General features: G+C 41.8%; 12 protein-coding genes. 6 read left to right on the forward strand and 6 right to left on the reverse strand.

The genetic code is table 11. The features are described from left to right. Positions 1–65: 65 nt before the first annotated feature. Entirely contained in the window at positions 66–701 is a 636-nt protein-coding gene (locus KQP93_RS06425) for an SDR family oxidoreductase (RefSeq protein WP_217876392.1), read from the reverse strand. 142 nt (positions 702–843) lie between these two features. Here KQP93_RS06425 and KQP93_RS06430 point away from each other — a divergent pair, with 142 nt between their 5' ends. Further along, positions 844–2,301, forward strand: coding sequence for an OmpA family protein (locus KQP93_RS06430; protein WP_217876393.1), 1,458 nt, complete (start codon positions 844–846; stop codon positions 2,299–2,301). 26 nt (positions 2,302–2,327) lie between these two features. Here the strand turns inward: KQP93_RS06430 and mnmC are convergent, their stop codons facing one another. Next, on the reverse strand, positions 2,328–4,376 hold the full coding sequence (mnmC, locus tag KQP93_RS06435; RefSeq protein WP_217876394.1) for a bifunctional tRNA (5-methylaminomethyl-2-thiouridine)(34)-methyltransferase MnmD/FAD-dependent 5-carboxymethylaminomethyl-2-thiouridine(34) oxidoreductase MnmC: 2,049 nt from the start codon (positions 4,374–4,376) through the stop codon (positions 2,328–2,330). Between the two features lie 179 nt (positions 4,377–4,555). Between mnmC and fabB the strand changes: the two genes are divergently transcribed. The 4 genes from fabB (at position 4,556) to KQP93_RS06455 (ending at position 12,974) form a co-directional block, all read left to right on the forward strand. Next, positions 4,556–5,770, forward strand: coding sequence for a beta-ketoacyl-ACP synthase I (fabB, locus tag KQP93_RS06440; protein WP_217876395.1), 1,215 nt, complete (start codon positions 4,556–4,558; stop codon positions 5,768–5,770). A 132-nt stretch (positions 5,771–5,902) separates the two neighbouring features. Then, positions 5,903–7,024, forward strand: a complete 1,122-nt coding sequence (locus KQP93_RS06445; RefSeq protein WP_217876396.1) for a 4-phosphoerythronate dehydrogenase — start codon at positions 5,903–5,905, stop codon at positions 7,022–7,024. A 32-nt stretch (positions 7,025–7,056) separates the two neighbouring features. After that, positions 7,057–8,073 carry an aspartate-semialdehyde dehydrogenase gene (locus KQP93_RS06450; protein WP_217876397.1) on the forward strand — a complete coding sequence of 339 codons (1,017 nt, stop codon included), beginning with the start codon at positions 7,057–7,059 and terminating at the stop codon, positions 8,071–8,073. A 320-nt stretch (positions 8,074–8,393) separates the two neighbouring features. Next, on the forward strand, positions 8,394–12,974 hold the full coding sequence (locus tag KQP93_RS06455) for a FimV/HubP family polar landmark protein (protein ID WP_217876398.1): 4,581 nt from the start codon (positions 8,394–8,396) through the stop codon (positions 12,972–12,974). A gap of 61 nt (positions 12,975–13,035) precedes the next feature. On the opposite strand, the gene KQP93_RS06460 is transcribed toward KQP93_RS06455, so the two are convergent. Together KQP93_RS06460 and KQP93_RS06465 are read right to left on the reverse strand one after the other, a co-directional pair. Then, positions 13,036–14,661 (reverse strand): M28 family metallopeptidase, encoded by a 1,626-nt coding sequence (locus tag KQP93_RS06460; RefSeq protein ID WP_217876399.1) that lies wholly within the window; start codon positions 14,659–14,661, stop codon positions 13,036–13,038. A gap of 127 nt (positions 14,662–14,788) precedes the next feature. After that, positions 14,789–15,808 (reverse strand): MBL fold metallo-hydrolase, encoded by a 1,020-nt coding sequence (locus KQP93_RS06465; protein ID WP_254907722.1) that lies wholly within the window; start codon positions 15,806–15,808, stop codon positions 14,789–14,791. Positions 15,809–15,983: 175 nt separating this feature from the next. Between KQP93_RS06465 and KQP93_RS06470 the strand changes: the two genes are divergently transcribed. Continuing rightward, entirely contained in the window at positions 15,984–16,577 is a 594-nt protein-coding gene (locus tag KQP93_RS06470) for a TetR/AcrR family transcriptional regulator (RefSeq protein ID WP_217876401.1), read from the forward strand. A gap of 57 nt (positions 16,578–16,634) precedes the next feature. Here KQP93_RS06470 and lipA read toward each other — a convergent pair whose 3' ends face one another. Together lipA and lipB are read right to left on the reverse strand one after the other, a co-directional pair. Continuing rightward, complete coding sequence (gene lipA / locus KQP93_RS06475; protein ID WP_054551675.1) at positions 16,635–17,600, reverse strand: lipoyl synthase; 966 nt, start codon at positions 17,598–17,600, stop codon at positions 16,635–16,637. Next, positions 17,597–18,250, reverse strand: coding sequence for a lipoyl(octanoyl) transferase LipB (gene lipB / locus KQP93_RS06480; protein WP_082389180.1), 654 nt, complete (start codon positions 18,248–18,250; stop codon positions 17,597–17,599). Before lipB ends, lipA begins: the two co-directional genes overlap by 4 nt. Positions 18,251–18,263 lie beyond the last annotated feature (13 nt).

Here is an 18,263-nt window from a genome sequence, read left to right on the forward strand (position 1 = left end):
AATAAACTAAAGTGCTTTACGCGGTTTCTCAATCTTATTTCTTATGCATACGTATTCATATGTATTCAATCGCTCAGAAGGCTGTCGATTGACTTATCACCATTAAACAATTCAAACACTTGCGGTTTTTTCGGTGTATGTTCAGTAAGGTATAGCAGAGTATCTGCTACATCTTCACGATTGATCACCGCATCTTGGCGGGTTGCAGGGCGCGTGGTGGTTAATAGCCCCGTTGCTGCATCATTTAATAGCGTGCCAGGTCGGACAATGCTGTAATTTAATTCGCTATTGATTAAATGTTGGTCAGCCATGTGCTTTGCAACTAAATACGGTTTGATACTGCTTTCAATGTTGTCTGGGGCATCAGCACCGATTGAGCTCACCATAATAAAGTGCTTAACCTTGGCATCTACCGCATAATTAATCGCTTTAACAGCTGCCCATAAATCTATCAGTAAGGTTTTATCAGCACCCGTAGCGCCGCCAGAACCCGCGCTAAAAATCACTTGTTCAACCCCTTCGAAGGCACGACTAAAATCGTTTTCGAGGTCTTGTTCTACAATCGTTAAATGACTACTTTCAAGCGCACTTAGCTTTCTTTTATCTCGAACTAGAGCCACTACGTCATGGCCACTTGCTAGCATTTTTTCGGTGGTCATTTTACCTATTTGGCCCGTTGCGCCAATGATTAAGGTCTTCATATCAAACTCCTTCTAATTGCTGTGTAAGTAAAGACCTTGGGGTGAGGAATTATTTTTAAAGGGGTACAAGCAAGCTTTGAATAAAAAAGTATTATTTGGCATAGTATTGAATTAGGTACAAATTTAATTAAAAGGACTTAAAGTGAAAATATATTCCAATCTTTTGGTGGTGTTAACATTAGCATTTTGCAATGCGGTATCTGCCAATCAATGGCTATCACCTTATCCAAATAGTGAGGTTGAAAAGTCGGTTAAGCTTAGTGGCGAGCAGACACAATTAATGAGCCAGTTTGATGGCAGTAAAAAGTCAGCAGAGCGATTTAGTTACACAGACTTTATAGGCGATGTAAACCACACTTTGTACGAAATAAGCAATATTGCCACTCTCAAAGTATTTGAAAACTATAAACACGCTTTACTCACCGATGGTTTTAATATTGTTTACTCTTGCCAGCTAGATGCTTGCGGTGACAGTAGTGATTTTGCAGAGGAAGTCGGTTACTTTCAGCTCTATAATTATCATCGTAAGCCATATTATCTTCTTGCCACTAAAGGTGAAAAGCCTGAGTTTGCCGTGTCGTTATTTGTTGGCCAGTACAACAGTAAAACGCGTGTTATGAGTAGCTCAATTGCGATTAAAGAGCTTGAAACAGGTCTAATAAAAGCCAATACAGCTGCTTTTGCAAAACAGCAATCAAATCCAGTTTCCAAAGCACCTAAAGACGATATTAGAGGCTCAAGCGATCACCCATTACTTAGCCGTTATCCAGGTAGTTTTATTGAAGCCTATGAGCAAATTGATTACGAAGAATTTTCACTACCAACCGGAATATTCAACCGTAAAAACAAAGCGCTACCTGCTGAAGATGTGACAGGCGATATCACTCGTATTACTTATGAGATTAGAAAAGTATCAACCCTTAAGGTTTTTCATAACTATTTGTCTGCCTTAACAAAAGAAGGCTTTGAAACGGTATTTAGTTGCGAACGTCAAGCATGTGGTGACGACCGTAAGGCAATACAAGCACTTGGTGATCACTTGTCGGTAAAACAAGTTTATAACTATTATCGTCAGCCGCGTTATCAGTTAATGAAAAGCACCATAGAAAGTCAAACAACCTTTGTCGCATTTTTTGTGGGTAATTACCAAGGCACTACGCGAGTGCAGCTTGTTATAATTAGAACAGAGCCTTTACAAGGAGATTTAGTTAAAACCAATCCGGACCAGGTGTTAAAGCAGCTCGAGCAAAAAGGTAAAGCAGCCATTTATGGCATTTACTTTGACCATGATAAATCAGACATTAAGCCAGAGTCAGCGGAGTCATTAAAAGTGATTGCGGATGTTTTAAATAAAAATAACAGCTTAAACTTGTACGTTGTTGGTCATACTGATGATAAAGGGAGCCCAGAATATAATTTAGGGTTGTCATCTAAGCGAGCAAAAGCGGTTGTTAAAGCGCTAGTGAGTCAATATGGCATTAAAGAATCGCGTTTAATTGGTTATGGTGTAGGCCCTTATGCGCCAGCTGCTAATAATAAAAATGATTTGGGTCGTCAGCTAAACCGACGCGTAGAGCTAGTTGAGCGATTAAGTAATTAACAATCAAAAGGGGCTTTTTAGCCCCTTTAAATTTTATTACGAATTAGGTCGCGAACAATAAAGCGAGCAGGGTGAATTGCCTGACTCACGCGTTCGCTAAATGGTCTTGGTTCATTGTTTAAACAAGCAATTAAATGCTCAGCACACAAGGGGGCACTGCACAGGCCTCTTGCGCCAAAGCCAGTGAGTACATGCAAGCCTTGGTGAGGTTTCGTTAACGTTTGGTACTGATAACGTTTACCTACTCTTAAATTAGCAAACGCACTTACATAATCACTTTGTTCAGCCCATTCGCCTGCCATAGGTAAATGGTCAATGAAGGTGCACCTTACAGCTGCTTTCGCTCCCGATATTTCACCTAAGCTATTAGCAAACTCGCAGTTGGGGTAAAAGTTTAATAGTTGTTCTCGATTAGTGTGGTTGTCTTGCTCTTTAACTTCACGGCTTTTTGAATTTTTTTCAAAGGTTGCGCCCATGCAATGATGGCCCTGATATTCAGGAGTAAAATAGCCTTTGTGGCAAAGCACGGTCTTAAGGCGTTTTGACTGCTCGCTTGCTTGCACATGCGAGACTTGGCCGCGCACACCAACAACAGGTAAAGCTTGAGTTTGGCTAAACTGGTCACTGTGTTCACCTGCACAATTAATCACATCGCTAAATGGTCCGAATGTTTGCTCTTTGCTGTGTAGTAACCAGCCGTCAGCGGTTTTTTCGAGCTTTTCAATATGGCAATTAAAGTGACTGTCCATTTTATTATTGGTAGTCGCAGTTAACGAATTTGCCGCATTAAATAATGCTGTAACCAGTGCTGGTGGATTTACCCAGCCACCTTTTGCAAAGAATACACCTGAGTAACCCGTTTCTACACCGGCAATTTCATCACCTTCTTCGGCGCTTACATTACGCATTAATTCTGCTGGCCAAAGTTCTTTATCTGCAAGGTTTTGATGTTTATCAGCTAGGCCTTGTTTAACCGCATGTTGTAATACACCACACCACTGGTGAGGGTAGTTAAAACCATCATCAAGTAATTGTTGGTAAAGACGCATCGCATATAAAAAGCTATGGGCGAACATTTCACTGTGTGGTGAATTTTTCGCTTGTAAATGCGGATACACAGCCCCTTGTACATTGTGAGAAGCGCCCATGGCAAGCGCTTCGTCTTGGCAAAAAAGCGTGGCTTTTAGGCCTCTTTTTGCTAGTGAATACAGTACACTGCTACTGGCAATACCACCGCCAATAACAGCCACATTACTCAGTTTACTTTGCTGATGAGCAAAATACGCAGGCCCTGACTGTTGCTCATTAGGCTCAGTGAGCTCGCCAATCAGCATTTCGCGCTTTTTACCATACCCTTTTGCTTTACTCATGCTAAAGCCTGCTTCGATGAGTCCTCTTCTGACAAAGCCTGCGGCAGTGAAAGTGGCGAGTGTGGCATTTGCTCTTGAGATAGCACGCATCTTGTTGAACAAACTCTGTTGCCACATATCTGGGTTTTTACTTGGTGCAAAGCCGTCTAAATACCACGCATCAATAACTCCTTCACTTGGATAGCTCATGGCATCAATGCTGTCTTGCACGTCACCAAAATAAAGGTCGAGTATTAGTTTGCCGCCTGCAAATTCAAGGCGATGACAGCCGGCCAAATTAATTGGGTATTGAGCAATTAGTTGCTCACTATACTTGCTTAAACTAGGCCAGGCTTTGAGTGCTTGAGCAAGGTCATCACGCTTAATAGGAAATTTTTCAAAAGAGATAAAGTGCAGGCGGGTAACACTTTTTTTACCACTATGGTCGGGTTGATTTTGAACTTCTTGCTCTGCATGCTGCCTATCAAGGTGAGCAGCAAAGTGCTGCCAGGTATTTAAAAAGTTAAGCCCTGTACCAAAGCCGGTTTCAGCAATCGCAAAGTGGTTACGGTCATGATTTTGTAATCGTTGCGGGATATGGTTTTGTTGATAAAACACATAATGTGATTCGGCTAAGCCATCGTCATTAGAGAAATAAACATCGTCAAACTGATCGGCGACAGGGGTACCAAGGTGATTAAAATGAATATGTGCGTTTTTGATCATGGTTTAACTAATTAACTACAAACTTTTTTCATTATTTTACGTGTTTTCTTTGAAATAGTCTGGCGTTATTTATAAGCTAGACATTCAGAGTACATGTGTACGCTAGAAAGCTGACCACTTCGAAAGTAATTTCAGCGTAAAATAGAACACAATTTAGTATAGAGCTAAGGTAATTACCCATGAGAAGAGCCGTTATTACGGGCATCGGTGTTGTTTCAAGCATCGGTAACAACAAAGAAGAAGTATTAGAATCATTAAAACAAGGCCGTAGTGGTATCGCGTTCAACCAAGAGTTTGCTGACTACAACCTACGTAGTAACGTATCTGGCAAAATCGATATTGATGTTAAAGAGTTTGTTGATCGTAAAGCAATGCGCTTTATGGGCGATGCTGCTGCATACGCTTATATCTCAATGTCGCAAGCGATTGCAGATGCTGGCCTTAGTGAAGATCAAGTTTCAAACGAGCGCACTGGTTTATTAGTGGGTTCAGGTGGTGGTTCATCTAAATGGCAAGTTGAAGCGGCTGACATTTTACGTGAAAAAGGCGTAAAACGTGTTGGTCCTTACATGGTACCACGTACTATGGCGAGTACGACTTCGGCGTGTCTTGCAACACCATTTAAAATTAAAGGTGTTAACTACTCACTGAGTTCTGCATGTGCGACATCTGCACACTGTATCGGTCACGCGGTTGAGCAAATTCAACTAGGCAAGCAAGACGTAATCTTTGCAGGTGGTGGTGAAGAGCTTCACTGGACGCTAGCAATGGAATTCGATGCAATGGGTGCATTGTCTACTAAGTACAATGAAACACCAGAGAAAGCATCACGTACATACGATGCAAACCGTGACGGTTTCGTTATCTCTGGTGGTGGCGGTATCGTTGTTGTTGAAGAGCTTGAGCATGCACTTGCTCGTGGCGCGCACATTTATGCAGAAATCACTGGTTACGGTGCAACGTCTGACGGCTACGACATGGTAGCTCCATCAGGTGAAGGCGCTGTACGTTGTATGAAGCAAGCAATGCAAGATCTTGAAGGCGGTATTGATTACTTAAATACTCACGGTACTTCAACACCTGTTGGTGATGTGAAAGAGCTTGGCGCTATTCAAGAAGTATTTGGTGGTAACTCGCCAATGATCAGTGCAACCAAAGCGATGACAGGTCACGCTCTAGGTGCAGCAGGCGTTCATGAAGCAATCTTCTCGCTATTAATGCTTGAGAATAACTTTGTTGCTCCATCTATCAACATTGATGAACTAGATGAGCAAGCTGAAGGTCTAAATATTGTAACTGAGCGTAAAGACGTTGAACTAAATACAGTTATGTCTAACAGCTTCGGTTTCGGTGGCACTAACGCCACATTAGTAATGAGCAAATATAAAGGTTAAACCTCTCCAGTATTTGCTTAAAGCCGAGCAATAGCTCGGCTTTTTCATTTGTTATAAAGTCTTAGTTGTTACCTATCCGAATACTGATAAATTCGCTACAATAGCGCCACTTTCTGCCTCTCGGACACACAAATGAAAATTCTTGCAGATCAAAATATGCCATTGGTTGAGCAGTACTTTGCCGATTTTGGTGATGTTGAGCGATTTGATGGCCGTAATCTTCAACCCGAGCAGCTAGTCGGGGTCGATATCTTGTTAACCCGCTCTGTTACCAATGTAGATAAAGCCTTACTCACTCAAGCAGATAAATTAAAATTTGTGGGCACAGCAACCATAGGTGTTGATCACATTGATACCGAGTTACTTGCTGAGCGAAATATCGCATTTAGCAGCGCACCAGGTTGTAATGCTGTGGCGGTTGCTGAGTATGTTATTAGCTGCTTGTATGCCTTGAGCCAAGAAAATGCCAGTTCATTACAAGGTAAAACCATCGGCATAGTGGGTGTTGGCAGTATAGGTAGCTGTTTACGTGATAAGCTTAGCCTGCTTGGTATGAATGTATTGTTATGTGACCCTCCAAAGCATGAAGCCGGTGAACTTGCAGAGCATATTGAGTTAGATACATTACTAGCTCAAGCTGATATTGTGACTTTTCACGTGCCATTGGTTAAACAAGGTCCGCATAAAACCCTGCACATGCTAGACGAAACGCGCTTAAAAGCACTTAAGCCGGGTATGACGATTATCAATGCAAGCCGAGGTGATGTGATTGATAACGAAGCATTACTAGCATTGTTTGAGCAAGGCGCAAAATTAGATTGTGTGCTTGATGTTTGGGAAAACGAACCCAATATACTGACATCTCTGCTTGATTATGTACGTTATGCCAGCGTGCATATTGCTGGGCATACACTTGAAGGCAAAGCCCGCGGTACACAAATGCTGTATCAGCAAGTGTGTGAGCTTGAAGGCATCGCAGCGCTTAAGTCTCTGGACGATTTTTTGCCAGAGCCAATTAGCCATTCTGTCACGCTAGGTGAAACCTTTAACCAAGACGATATTGGTCGCTTGGTGCACTTAATTTATGATGTGCGTCGTGACGATGGCATTTTACGCAGTAAATTAGCAAGCGAAGGCTTTGATAGTTTACGTAAGAATTACCCGCCAAGACGAGAGTTTAGTACTTTGTCGGTGGCTGCCAACAGTGCATGTGAAGGCGCATTAGCTGCACTGGGATTTAGAATTAACGAATAAAGCCATTTGCTTTATTCAAAAGAGGAAAACACATGTCGCAAAAATTTAATGTAGCCGTATTAGGTGCCACAGGTTTAGTGGGTCGTCAGATTATCGAAACTTTAGAAGATCGTAAGTTTCCGGTAGACCAATTATTTTTACTCGCAAGCAGCCGTAGTGCTGGCGAAGAAATTCAATTTCGCGGTGACAGCATTGAAGTAATCGATGTTGAAGAGTTTGATTTTAGCCAAGCTCACATTGGCTTATTTTCAGCAGGCGGCAGTGTCTCTGAAAAATACGCACCGATTGCGGCAGAAGCAGGCTGTGTGGTAATTGACAATACCTCACACTTTCGTAATGACTACGATGTGCCATTAATTATTCCTGAAGTGAATGCATCAAGCTTAGCGGATTTTAGAAACCGCAACATCATTGCAAACCCTAACTGCTCAACGATTCAAATGCTGGTGGCACTAAAGCCAATTTATGATGCTTATGGCATTGACCGCATTAATGTATCAACTTATCAAGCTGTATCGGGGGCGGGTAAAGAGGCCGTTGATGAACTAGCCAAGCAAACAGCAAACTTAATGAATGCGCGTCCGATGGATAATGCCGTTTTCCCTAAACAAATTGCTTTTAACGTGATCCCACAAATCGACAGCTTTGAAGAGAACGGTTATACCCGCGAAGAAATGAAAATGGTCAACGAAACACAAAAAATCTTAGGTGATAACAGTGTCGTGGTTAACCCTACCTGTGTTCGTGTTCCCGTGTTCTTTGGTCACAGTGAAGCGATTAATATTGAAACACGTATGCCAGTAGATATCGAACATGTTAAGCAGCTATTAAACGATGCACCAGGCGTTGAATTTATTGAAGATTTAGCCGACTACCCAACAGCAGTGTCAGACGCAAGTGGTAACGATACTGTATACGTGGGTCGTTTACGTGCTGATATTTCGCATCCTCATGGTTTAAACATGTGGGTTGTAAGCGATAATACGCGCAAAGGCGCAGCAACAAATAGTGTGCAGATTGCTGAAGAGCTAATCGCAAATTATTTATAAATCTGATGATTTAGACTGAGCTAAATGTGAGAAAAGCGGCAATTTGCCGCTTTTTTTGTGAATTCATTGCCAAATTATTGCCGCATACGCTGTAAAAGCGTATAAACTTAACGATAACAATAAAAAAGCCTCTCAGCCGCTAATATTTAAGCTATTTACTATCAAGGTGTTGCAATAGATATTGCAAGGCAACTAAGTTATAGTTTGCAGCTGGAATAGAGCTTGCAAGAAAACATAATTAAGAATCAATTCTGCAAGAATTACTTGATGTTTAAGCAACCAAGGTTGCTGCGTTAACATTTAAAACATAAAGGATCAGCATGCGCGGTTTAGCAACACTCTTCATATTAGCGTCTGCATTGGTGGTAACACCGACATACTCTGATGAAGGCACCACACTCAAAGGCCCTAAAGGTGTCGATTACGGTGCGCAGGGGCGCTCTATTGGTCCAATTAAACCGACCGATACATTATGGCGCATTGCCGCTAAAATTCGCCCTGACAACTCTGTAAGTATTTATCAGGTCATGCAAGCTCTGTATGACAAAAACCCATCGTCATTTTTAGACCAAAATCTTAACCATATGCGTGATGGCGCATACCTAAAAATTCCAACAATTGCAGAAATGCGTGCGGTCAACCCGACGTTAGCAAAAGCGCGTTCTGAACAAGATGATGAGCTGTGGGAAAAAAAGAAAAACGGCACGCTGACTACAGCTGAAATTAATGAATCTCAAAAGAAAGTAACTCAAGCCCGTAAAGTTGATGTTGACGAAGCAAAACAAGAACTTAAGCAAGAAATCAACACTATTAAAACTGAGCAGGGTACGCAGCTTGTTGAGCTTCAAAAGCAGTTTAAATCGTCGGTTGATAATGTTGAAGAAATCTTAGCTGAGAACAATAAGCTCAAAAAACAACTTACCGGTATTTCTAAAGAGCTTGAAACCGTTCGTGATCAACTTGGTCAAGACAGTGAAATTCAAAAGCAGCTGAAAGAGCTGATCACTAAACAAAATGAAATCATAGAGCAGCAAAAAGCAAAAAAGATTGAAGAGGACAGTGGGTTTAGTTTTTCAGATTTACTGAGCAACCCATTTGTTCTCGGTGCATTAATGTTTATTCCTGCTTTACTGATCATTGCAGCCGTTGTGATGTTTTTGAAAAAACGCAACAGCGCCAGTGATGATACTGATGCCAGCGATGACGATGAATTTTTACCACAAAGCCCAAGTTATAACCCTGATGATGATTTAGAGCCGATTGTAGAAACTGATCCGCTTGTTCCTGATCCGGTTGAAGACAATGATGACTTGAGTGTGCGTTTAGATGACGACTTAGACCAAGACATGCTGCCAGATGATGACATCATTTTTGACGACAGCATCGATGATAGTTTTGATGAAGATGACAGTGTTTTAAATCAAGATGAGCTAGAAGGTTTATTAAGTGATGACATCGAGTTTAATGATGAGTCTTCAAGTAGTGCTGACGATGATGATTTAGATGCATTTTTACAGCAAGATTTCGATCAAACCGATGACGACAGTTTAGGTGATGAAATTGACCTAGATAGTGAGCAGCCTCAAGCAGATTCATCGGGTGATATTTTAAGTGCTGATGACATTGACGACCTATTTGATACAGATGAAGATGACTCGTTAGATAACGCTAATGATGAAATGGCAGCGCTTAGTGAAGAGCTCGCAGAAGATGACGCAGAAGATGATTTTGACATTGATAGCTTAATTGATGAGCAAAACAATACAGATTCTAATCAAGACGTAAACCTCGACGATATTGATGACTTACTCGATGAAAATAATGATGCCTCATCAACTAACGTTGAAGCTGAACTCATCGATGAAGATGATTTTGATATCGACAGCTTAATTGATGAAACACAAACAGAAGAGCCAGCCGCTGAAGCTAATGATGCATTAGAAAATGATGATCTTGATGATGCGCTGGATGTTGATGACATTGACTCGCTATTAGATGAAGTTCAAGAAGAAGCGCCAGCCGAAGAGCCAAGTGCGGATGAGCTCATCGATGAAGATGATTTCGATATCGACAGTTTAATTGATGAAGCGCAAACAGAAGAGTCAGCCGCTGAAGCTAACGATGCATTAGAAAACGATGATCTTGATAGTGCGCTAGATGTTGATGACATTGATTCATTATTAGATGAAGTTCAAGAAGAAGCGCCAGCCGCTGAAGCTAACGATGCATTAGAAAACGATGATCTTGATAGTGCGCTAGATGTTGATGACATTGACTCATTATTAGATGAAGTTCAAGAAGAAGCGCCAGCCGAAGAACCAAGCGCAGACGATTTAATCGATGAAGATGAGCTTGATGATGCTCTCGATGTTGATGACATTGATTCATTACTAGATGAGGCACAAGCAGAGCAAGAACCTGAAGTTGAGCTTGCTGAGGAGCAGCCTGAAGAACTTGTTGAAGAACAAAGCGCAGACGACTTAATCGACGAAGGCGAGCTTGAGGATGACTTAGATGTTGATGACATTGATTCACTATTAGATGAAGCTCAAACAGAGCAAGAGCCTGAAGCGGAGCTTATTGAGGAGCAGCCTGAAGAGCTCATAGAAGAACCTAGTGCAGACGATTTAATTGATGAAGATGAGCTTGATGATGCCCTTGATGTTGATGATATTGATTCATTAGTAGATGAGGCAAAAGCAGAGCCAGAGTCTGAAGAAGCACAAGAACTTGAAGCCGATCTTGTTGAGGAGCAGCCTGAAGATCTTGTTGAAGAACCAAGCGCAGACGATTTAATTGATGAAGACGAGCTTGATGATTCGCAGGATGTTGATGACATTGACTCATTATTAGATGAAGCTCAGACAGAGCCAGAAGCAGAGCTTGTTGAAGAGCAGCCTGAAGAGTTTGTAGAAGAACCAAGCACAGACGATTTAATTGATGAAGATGAGCTTGATGATGATTTAGATGTCGATGACATCGACTCACTATTGGATGAAGCTCAAGAAGAGCCTGAACCTGAAGAGCTGGTTGAAGAGTCAATTGAAGAACCTAGTGTAGACGACTTAATTGACGAAGATGAGCTTGATGATGATTTAGATGTCGATGACATCGACTCATTATTGGATGAAGCGCAGGAAGAGCCAGAACAAGAACCAGTTGAAGAGCTTAGCGAAGAGCCTATTACGGATGATTTAAGCGATGAGTTTGATACTGATGATATCGACTCACTACTTGATGAGGTCGATGCCGAGTCAGAAGAACCTGAGTTGACAGATGAAAGTAGCTCAGATTTTGATGACAATGCTGAGCAAGAAGATGAACTCGATGTAGCAGATATCGACTCATTACTTGATGAAGATGATAGTGATGAGCAGGACTCTGGCGTTGATGATGAACTTGAAGAGCTTATTCAGCAAGCAAATGAGCTGAAGCAAGACACTAAAGCGCAGATCTCAGATTTAAGCCATGAACAGAGTGACAGTGCAGAGCATGATGAGAATCTACAAGAGTCGCTAGAAGATTTAGCTGATGCTGATCAAGCGGTTGATGACATGAATGTTGAGTCGATTGCATCAGAGTTGGTTGATGATGCAGATGATAGTGACGAAGTTGATATCGATGAGGCGCTTAATCAAGAGTTTAATGAAGATAGCGATGAGCTATTAGATGAAGATGATAGCCTTGACGAATTTGATGATCCGTCACTGAAAAGTGTCGATGAGTTATTAAATGAAATTGGTGAAGAAGATGATTATGTCGAAGCACCAGATTGGTCAATAGATGAACCAGATCAAGACATAGAAGAAGTTGAAATTGATTTAGGCGATGATCCGCTAGCAGATGAAGACCTAACTGATGAATTTGATTTAACCGCCGACGAAGAGCCATTACAGCAAGATACCGTGACTCCTAGCCAAGAGTTGGAAGAGTATCCTGAGCTTGAGCTAGATGAAGCCGGTTTTGAATTGGATGAATCTGATGAAGACACTTCTGGTGAGTTAGATGAAGATGCACCATTACAGTTAAGTCAGGCAGAGCAAGACCTTGCTAATTCATTAGCAACGGGTAATGAGCTTGATCAGCTAGACGATGATTTTGATGATGAGATCTTGCTTGATAATGAATTTACAGAAGATGATATTCTTGATCCTGAGGACGACTTATCGGATCAATCACAGAGTGAAGGCACAGCAGAGTTAACGAGCGAAGCGCCAATTGACGATGAGGTGGCTGATAGCCAAGACGAATTAGAAGAGTTCCCTGAATTCGAATTGGACGATATTGAACTTGATGATGCCGTAGAAGCTGAACAAACATTAGCTGATATCGAGTCTAATTTAGCTGACGAGGCTGATTTAAGTGAGCTGTCAGACGATGAAATCGATGATGATTTTATGGCTGACCTTACTCAAACAGACTTTGATGCGCTGTTAAATGAATTAGCAGAGCCAGATGAAGCTGATATTGCTGATGCCAGTGAGTTCGACGTTGATTTTAATGCGCTATTAAATGAAGACTTACAGGGTGAAAGCGAACAGCCAGTTGAACCTGAAGTACAGGCATTAGATGCCGAGGAGCAAACTACTACAACGGATGAGTTTGTAGATATTGATTCATTACTTGAACAAAGTGACGATGAAGCACTCGACCATGAACCTTATGATGAGGTTGATATGGATGTAGGGTTAAGTGATTTTAATGACTTACTAGCAGGTGATAACCCAACTGATGTTGATGCCGAAAGTGGTGGTTATTCAGCAAAACTGGATTTAGCTCGGGCATATATCGAAATAGACGACTTTGATGCAGCGCTGCAAGCCATTGAAGATGTTATCGCCAATGGTCCTGATGAAGTGCAAGAAGAAGCACAATCACTTAAAGCTAAAATTAGCGAGTAATACTATCCCAAAAAAACCGAGCTAACTTCAACTAGCTCGGTTTTTTGTATCTAAGCGAAGGTTATTGCTTGTCTTGTAAACGACGAGTTTTGAAATCAGACTCGGCTTTCCACTTAGGCCAATCGCCGTTATCAGCAAGTTTGGCAGCAATATCAACGATCAGTTCAATATCTTGATTAACACCGCCCATAGACCAATCTGCTGAATAGTCGTCAGCTTCTTTATGATATTTGTGCGCGATATAATCTGGATCTGTATCACCTAAACTCATAAACAATAAGCTAGGCACGCCTTGCTTAGCTAGAGAAAAGTGATCAGAGCGGAAGAATAAACCATTTTGAGGACGCGGGTCCATTTTTACATGACGACCTTGTGCTTTCGCTGCATCTGCAAGGTAGTCTTCCATTTCAGACATGCCTTTACCGTATTGTAATATGTAGTCAACGCCGTCTAGCACGTTCATACCATCAATATTAAGCAGCGCGACCATTTGCTTGGTTGGTACAATCTCGCCAGTAGCGAATTGTTCTGAGCCAATAAGCCCTGTTTCTTCGGCCGTAAAGTTGGCAAAGATAATAGAGCGTTTAAATGGTTTTTTCTTATGCATTTCAGTAAGAATACGGGCTATTTCAACCGTTGCTGCGCTACCTGATGCGTTATCAACAGCACCATTGTAGATTTTCACACCGTCATCAGTTTGCTTGGTACCAAAGTGGTCCCAGTGCGCACCAATTACAATGTACTCATCAGGAGTTTCGCTACCTTTAAGCGTTGCAACAACATTATGCGATTGCGCTTGAGAGATATCACTTTTCAGTGTCAGCGCTGCTTTCGCTTTTAAGTCGACAGGTTTAAAGTCAGCTTTTAGTGCGTTGGCTTTTTCAGTTTGATAATCAAGGCCTGCTTGAGCAAAGATTTCATTTGCCGCTTTCTCATCAATCCAACCCATTACAGGGATGTCAGAAGCATTTTTATTTTGGTCGATTAAGGTATATTTGCTACCCGTGTTCGAGCTTTCAACAACGCCCCAAGGGTAAGCTGCAGGTGCCGTTTCGTGAACGATAAATACCGCTTTTGCACCTTGGCGAGCACCTTCTTCATATTTGTAAGTCCAACGACCGTAGTAGGTCATAGCATTACCGGTGAAAAGCGCGTCGTCTTGCGTGGCAAAACCAGGATCATTAACAAGCACGATAATTGTTTTGTCTTTTACATCAATATCTGCAAAGTCATCCCAATTATATTCAGGTGCATTAATACCATAGCCAACAAACACAACATCAGAGCCATCAATGTTGATCTCAGGGTTAATTTGCTGGGTACGGGCGGTAAAATCACTGCCAGCATTAAAGTTTAAATCACCCACTTGTAAGGTCATGTTTTGATCTGGAGTGAGTTTTGCCATGGTAACTGGCTGTAAAAACTCGCCATTAAAACTACCGCTTAGGCCGAGTTTTTTATATTCATCGGCTAAATAGTTAATAGTGAGCGTTTCGCCTTCAGTTAAAGGGCCGCGGCCTAAGAATTCATCCGAGGCGAGGGTTTTAATATGTGAGCGTACATTGGCAATGTTTACGGTTTCATTGCTTTCAGCGCTTGGTTCATCAGTGCTTGTTGTTGGTTGCTCAGAGCAGCCAAATAAACCAACTGCAAGTGCCAAGCTTGCATACTTAAGGTGAGTTGTCATAGTTTTTCTGGTTGATTATACAGAGTTTCACTATATGGGACGCGAAGGGGGGCTGTCCAGAAAGAGTCTACAAATAACTAATTATTCAAGATGAAAGGATAATAATGCACCTTTCATCCTGTCAATATTACCACCACGCTTTATCAATCGCGTTATCTTGAATTTTAAATACTTCTCCAACTAGCGGAGTACTCAGTGATACTTGCTCTTGTCCTGCTTTTTTAGCAACACGTCTAAGTGGGTCATACCAAGCATGAAAGGCGAGATCGAATGTCCCATTATGCACTGGCACCATCACATCACCTTGTAAGTCGAGATGAGCTTGTACTGATTGTTCTGGTGTCATGTGAATGTCAGCCCAATCTTTGTCGTAAGCGCCGGTTTCAATAAAGGTGATATCAAACGGCCCATAGCGATTACCAATCTCTTTAAAGCCAGCAAAATAGCCAGAGTCACCGCTAAAATAAAAACGCTTGTCATTTACTTTAATAGCCCAAGAGCCCCAAAGGGTTTTATTGCCATCTGTTAAACTTCGGCCAGAGAAGTGCTGGGTTGGTGTAAATACAATTTGGCTATTTGCCATATTTTGCTCTTGCCACCAATCAAAAGTATGGACTTTTTGTTCATCAACGCCCCATTTGTTCAGGTCGTTTTCGACTCCTAATGGCACATAAAAAGAAGCTGTTTTATCAACAAGCTGTTTAATTGCTGCTTTATCTAAGTGGTCATAATGGTTGTGCGAAATAAACACTTTGGCAATGTTTGGTAACTCTTGAATGCTGATAGGTGTTGGCTGAAAGCGCTTTGGCCCCATGAATGAAAAAGGCGAAGCGCGTTCTGAAAATACCGGATCAAATAACCAGTATTCGCCATACACTTTCGCTAAAATAGAGGAGTGGCCTAATTTCACAAAATGCACTGTGTCATTAGATAAACGCTCAAGCTGTGCATGAGAAACAGAATGCATAGGCAGTTCACCTTTTGGCTCTGCATCAATTTTCTTTTCTGTAATAAAGCGTTTGAAGATACCTAGCGTTTTCTTAAAGCTGGGTCTTTCTACCTCAGCGCTATTGTGGAACTTGCCGTCAGATAATTGCGCAGAGTGGCTGTTATCACTCACGCCTTCAGCGGCTAATTGATTATTCATAATAAACACTCCTATCACGATGCACAGAGTGGCGATTGCGAGCCATTTTAGAAATTTCATATCGTCACCATAAGTAAACTACACGGTGTAGTTTTTCATGGTTTGCTATAAAAGTAAACTATCTAGTGCATTTTTTATTTTTGCGTTACACTAGTAACCCTTATCGGAGGGGTCCATGAAATTATCACAGAGAAAACGATTAGATATTTTGAATGCAGCTGAGACATTGTTTTTCCAGCAGGGTGTTGAGCATACCAGTATGGATCAGGTTGCAAGCTTAGCGGGTGCCTCAAAGCGTACCGTATATAATCACTTTGAAAATAAAGATGTGTTGTTTCAAGCCATTCTAGTGTTTATGTTTGAAAAAGTTCGCCAAGAGCAAGCGGTTGTATTTGATGCCGCTGTGCCAATTGCACAGCAGTTAACACGCATTGCTGAACAAGAAGTGGCGCTTTTGACCTCTGAAGAGTTTTTAAAAGTAGCGAAAGTCGCTTTTATGCAGATGTTACAGCAGCCTGATTTAGCAAAATCATTAGCCAGTAATAACATGGGCTGTATGCAAGATCTGGTGGCGTTTTTAGAAGCGGGTGTGCAAGCACAGGTTTTAACGATTGATGATGTTGAGTTTGCAGCAAAGCAATTTGTGTATCAGTTAAAGTCGCTGATCTTTTATCCGTTGCTGTATGGCTTTGAGCGCCAAGAAGGCGACTCCGATAACAAAGTAATAAACGAAACTGTAAAAATGTTCTTAGCGCGTTATGGGCGCTGATATTTTGGCACATAAAAAAGCCCGCTTAATGCGGGCTTTTAAATAATTGTAAAAGTATTACTTCACTTCTTTACCAGCTGCTTGTTGGTCAGCATGGTAGCTTGAGCGAACAAATGGACCACAGGCCGCATGTGTAAAGCCAATTTCGTCTGCATAATCTTTTAAAGCATCAAACTCTGCTGGCGGCACATAGCGTTTAACCGGTAAGTGGTGCTTAGAAGGTTGTAGGTATTGACCTACTGTTAGCATATCAACGTTATGCTCGCGTAAGTCACGTAACACTTCTTCGATTTCGCTAATTTCTTCACCTAAACCTACCATCAAACCAGACTTAGTTTTCACATCTGGATGTGCTTCTTTAAAGCGGCGTAACAGCTCAAGTGACCATTTATAGTCAGCACCTGGACGCGCTAATTTGTATAAACGCGGTGCTGTTTCTAGGTTGTGGTTAAATACATCTGGCGGCGTCTCGATTAAGATATCAAGGGCTCTGTCCATACGACCACGGAAATCAGGTACTAGAATTTCAATCGTGATTTCTGGGTTATGCTTACGAATTTCACGAATACAGTCAGCAAAGTGCTGTGCACCACCATCACGTAAATCATCACGGTCTACTGACGTGATTACAACATAGCTTAGCTTCATGTCTTTAATAGTCAGCGCTAGCTTTTCTGGCTCAGCTGCGTCAGGCTTTAATGGACGGCCATGGGCAACATCACAGAACGGACAACGACGAGTACAAATAGCACCTAAGATCATGAAAGTTGCAGTACCATGGTTGAAACATTCAGATAGGTTAGGGCACGAAGCCTCTTCACACACTGAGTGTAAACCATGTTTACGCATCGCTTGTTTAATACCATCAATACGTTCAGTTGATTTTGGTAAGCGAATTTTTAGCCACTCTGGCTTACGCAACATTTCGTTTTTTTCAGTCGGTAAAACTTTAACTGGGATCAGTGCCATTTTTTCTGCATCACGCAGTTTTACGCCTGGTTCCATTTTGACTGGTTTATTCATTCGTTTTCAAACCCTTCAGTGTGCTTAACCACAGTAGCATTAAGCTTTTTAATCATGTGTTTTACAAGCCCTGCACCTGCTTGCTCGAGGTTTTGCGGACCGTTAAGATCGGTTGTTTGCACCATGTTCATGCCAGCATAGCCGCATGGATTAATACGTAAAAATGGACTTAGATCCATACTTACGTTTAGTGCTAAACCGTGGAAAGAGCAACCGCGGCGAACGCGAAGGCCTAATGAGGCAACTTTGCTGTCGTTAACGTAAACACCGGGTGCATCCGCTTTCGCGTAGGCATCAATGTCGTAGTCTTTTAACGTATCAATAATGCACTCTTCAAGCCAGGTTACTAGCTCCCTTACACCAATGTTTAAACGACGTAAGTTGAATAGCACATACATCATTTGTTGGCCTGGTCCGTGATAGGTAACTTGACCACCACGATCCACTTGGATCACTTCGATATCACCGGTATTTAATAAGTGCTCAGCTTTGCCTGCTTGGCCTTGCGTAAATACTGGCTCGTGCTCTACAAGCCAAATTTCATCTGCTGTGTGCTCATCACGGGTGTCGGTAAAAGATTGCATTTTTTGCCAAATTGGCATGTAACGCTGACGACCTAGTTGACGAACGATTAATTCTCTTTCGCTCACGACTTACTCCGTA

Source organism: Pseudoalteromonas shioyasakiensis (assembly GCF_019134595.1).
Lineage (GTDB): Bacteria > Pseudomonadota > Gammaproteobacteria > Enterobacterales > Alteromonadaceae > Pseudoalteromonas > Pseudoalteromonas shioyasakiensis_A.

What these genes read in the sequence shown, in the direction of transcription:
- KQP93_RS06425 (WP_217876392.1), bottom strand. Translation starts at nt 701, where the DNA reads ATGAAGACCTTAATCATTGGCGCAACGGGCCAAATAGGTAAAATGACC.
- mnmC (WP_217876394.1), bottom strand. Translation starts at nt 4,376, where the DNA reads ATGATCAAAAACGCACATATTCATTTTAATCACCTTGGTACCCCTGTC.
- fabB (WP_217876395.1), top strand. Translation starts at nt 4,556, where the DNA reads ATGAGAAGAGCCGTTATTACGGGCATCGGTGTTGTTTCAAGCATCGGT.
- KQP93_RS06445 (WP_217876396.1), top strand. Translation starts at nt 5,903, where the DNA reads ATGAAAATTCTTGCAGATCAAAATATGCCATTGGTTGAGCAGTACTTT.
- KQP93_RS06450 (WP_217876397.1), top strand. Translation starts at nt 7,057, where the DNA reads ATGTCGCAAAAATTTAATGTAGCCGTATTAGGTGCCACAGGTTTAGTG.
- KQP93_RS06455 (WP_217876398.1), top strand. Translation starts at nt 8,394, where the DNA reads ATGCGCGGTTTAGCAACACTCTTCATATTAGCGTCTGCATTGGTGGTA.
- KQP93_RS06460 (WP_217876399.1), bottom strand. Translation starts at nt 14,661, where the DNA reads ATGACAACTCACCTTAAGTATGCAAGCTTGGCACTTGCAGTTGGTTTA.
- KQP93_RS06465 (WP_254907722.1), bottom strand. Translation starts at nt 15,808, where the DNA reads ATGAATAATCAATTAGCCGCTGAAGGCGTGAGTGATAACAGCCACTCT.
- KQP93_RS06470 (WP_217876401.1), top strand. Translation starts at nt 15,984, where the DNA reads ATGAAATTATCACAGAGAAAACGATTAGATATTTTGAATGCAGCTGAG.
- lipA (WP_054551675.1), bottom strand. Translation starts at nt 17,600, where the DNA reads ATGAATAAACCAGTCAAAATGGAACCAGGCGTAAAACTGCGTGATGCA.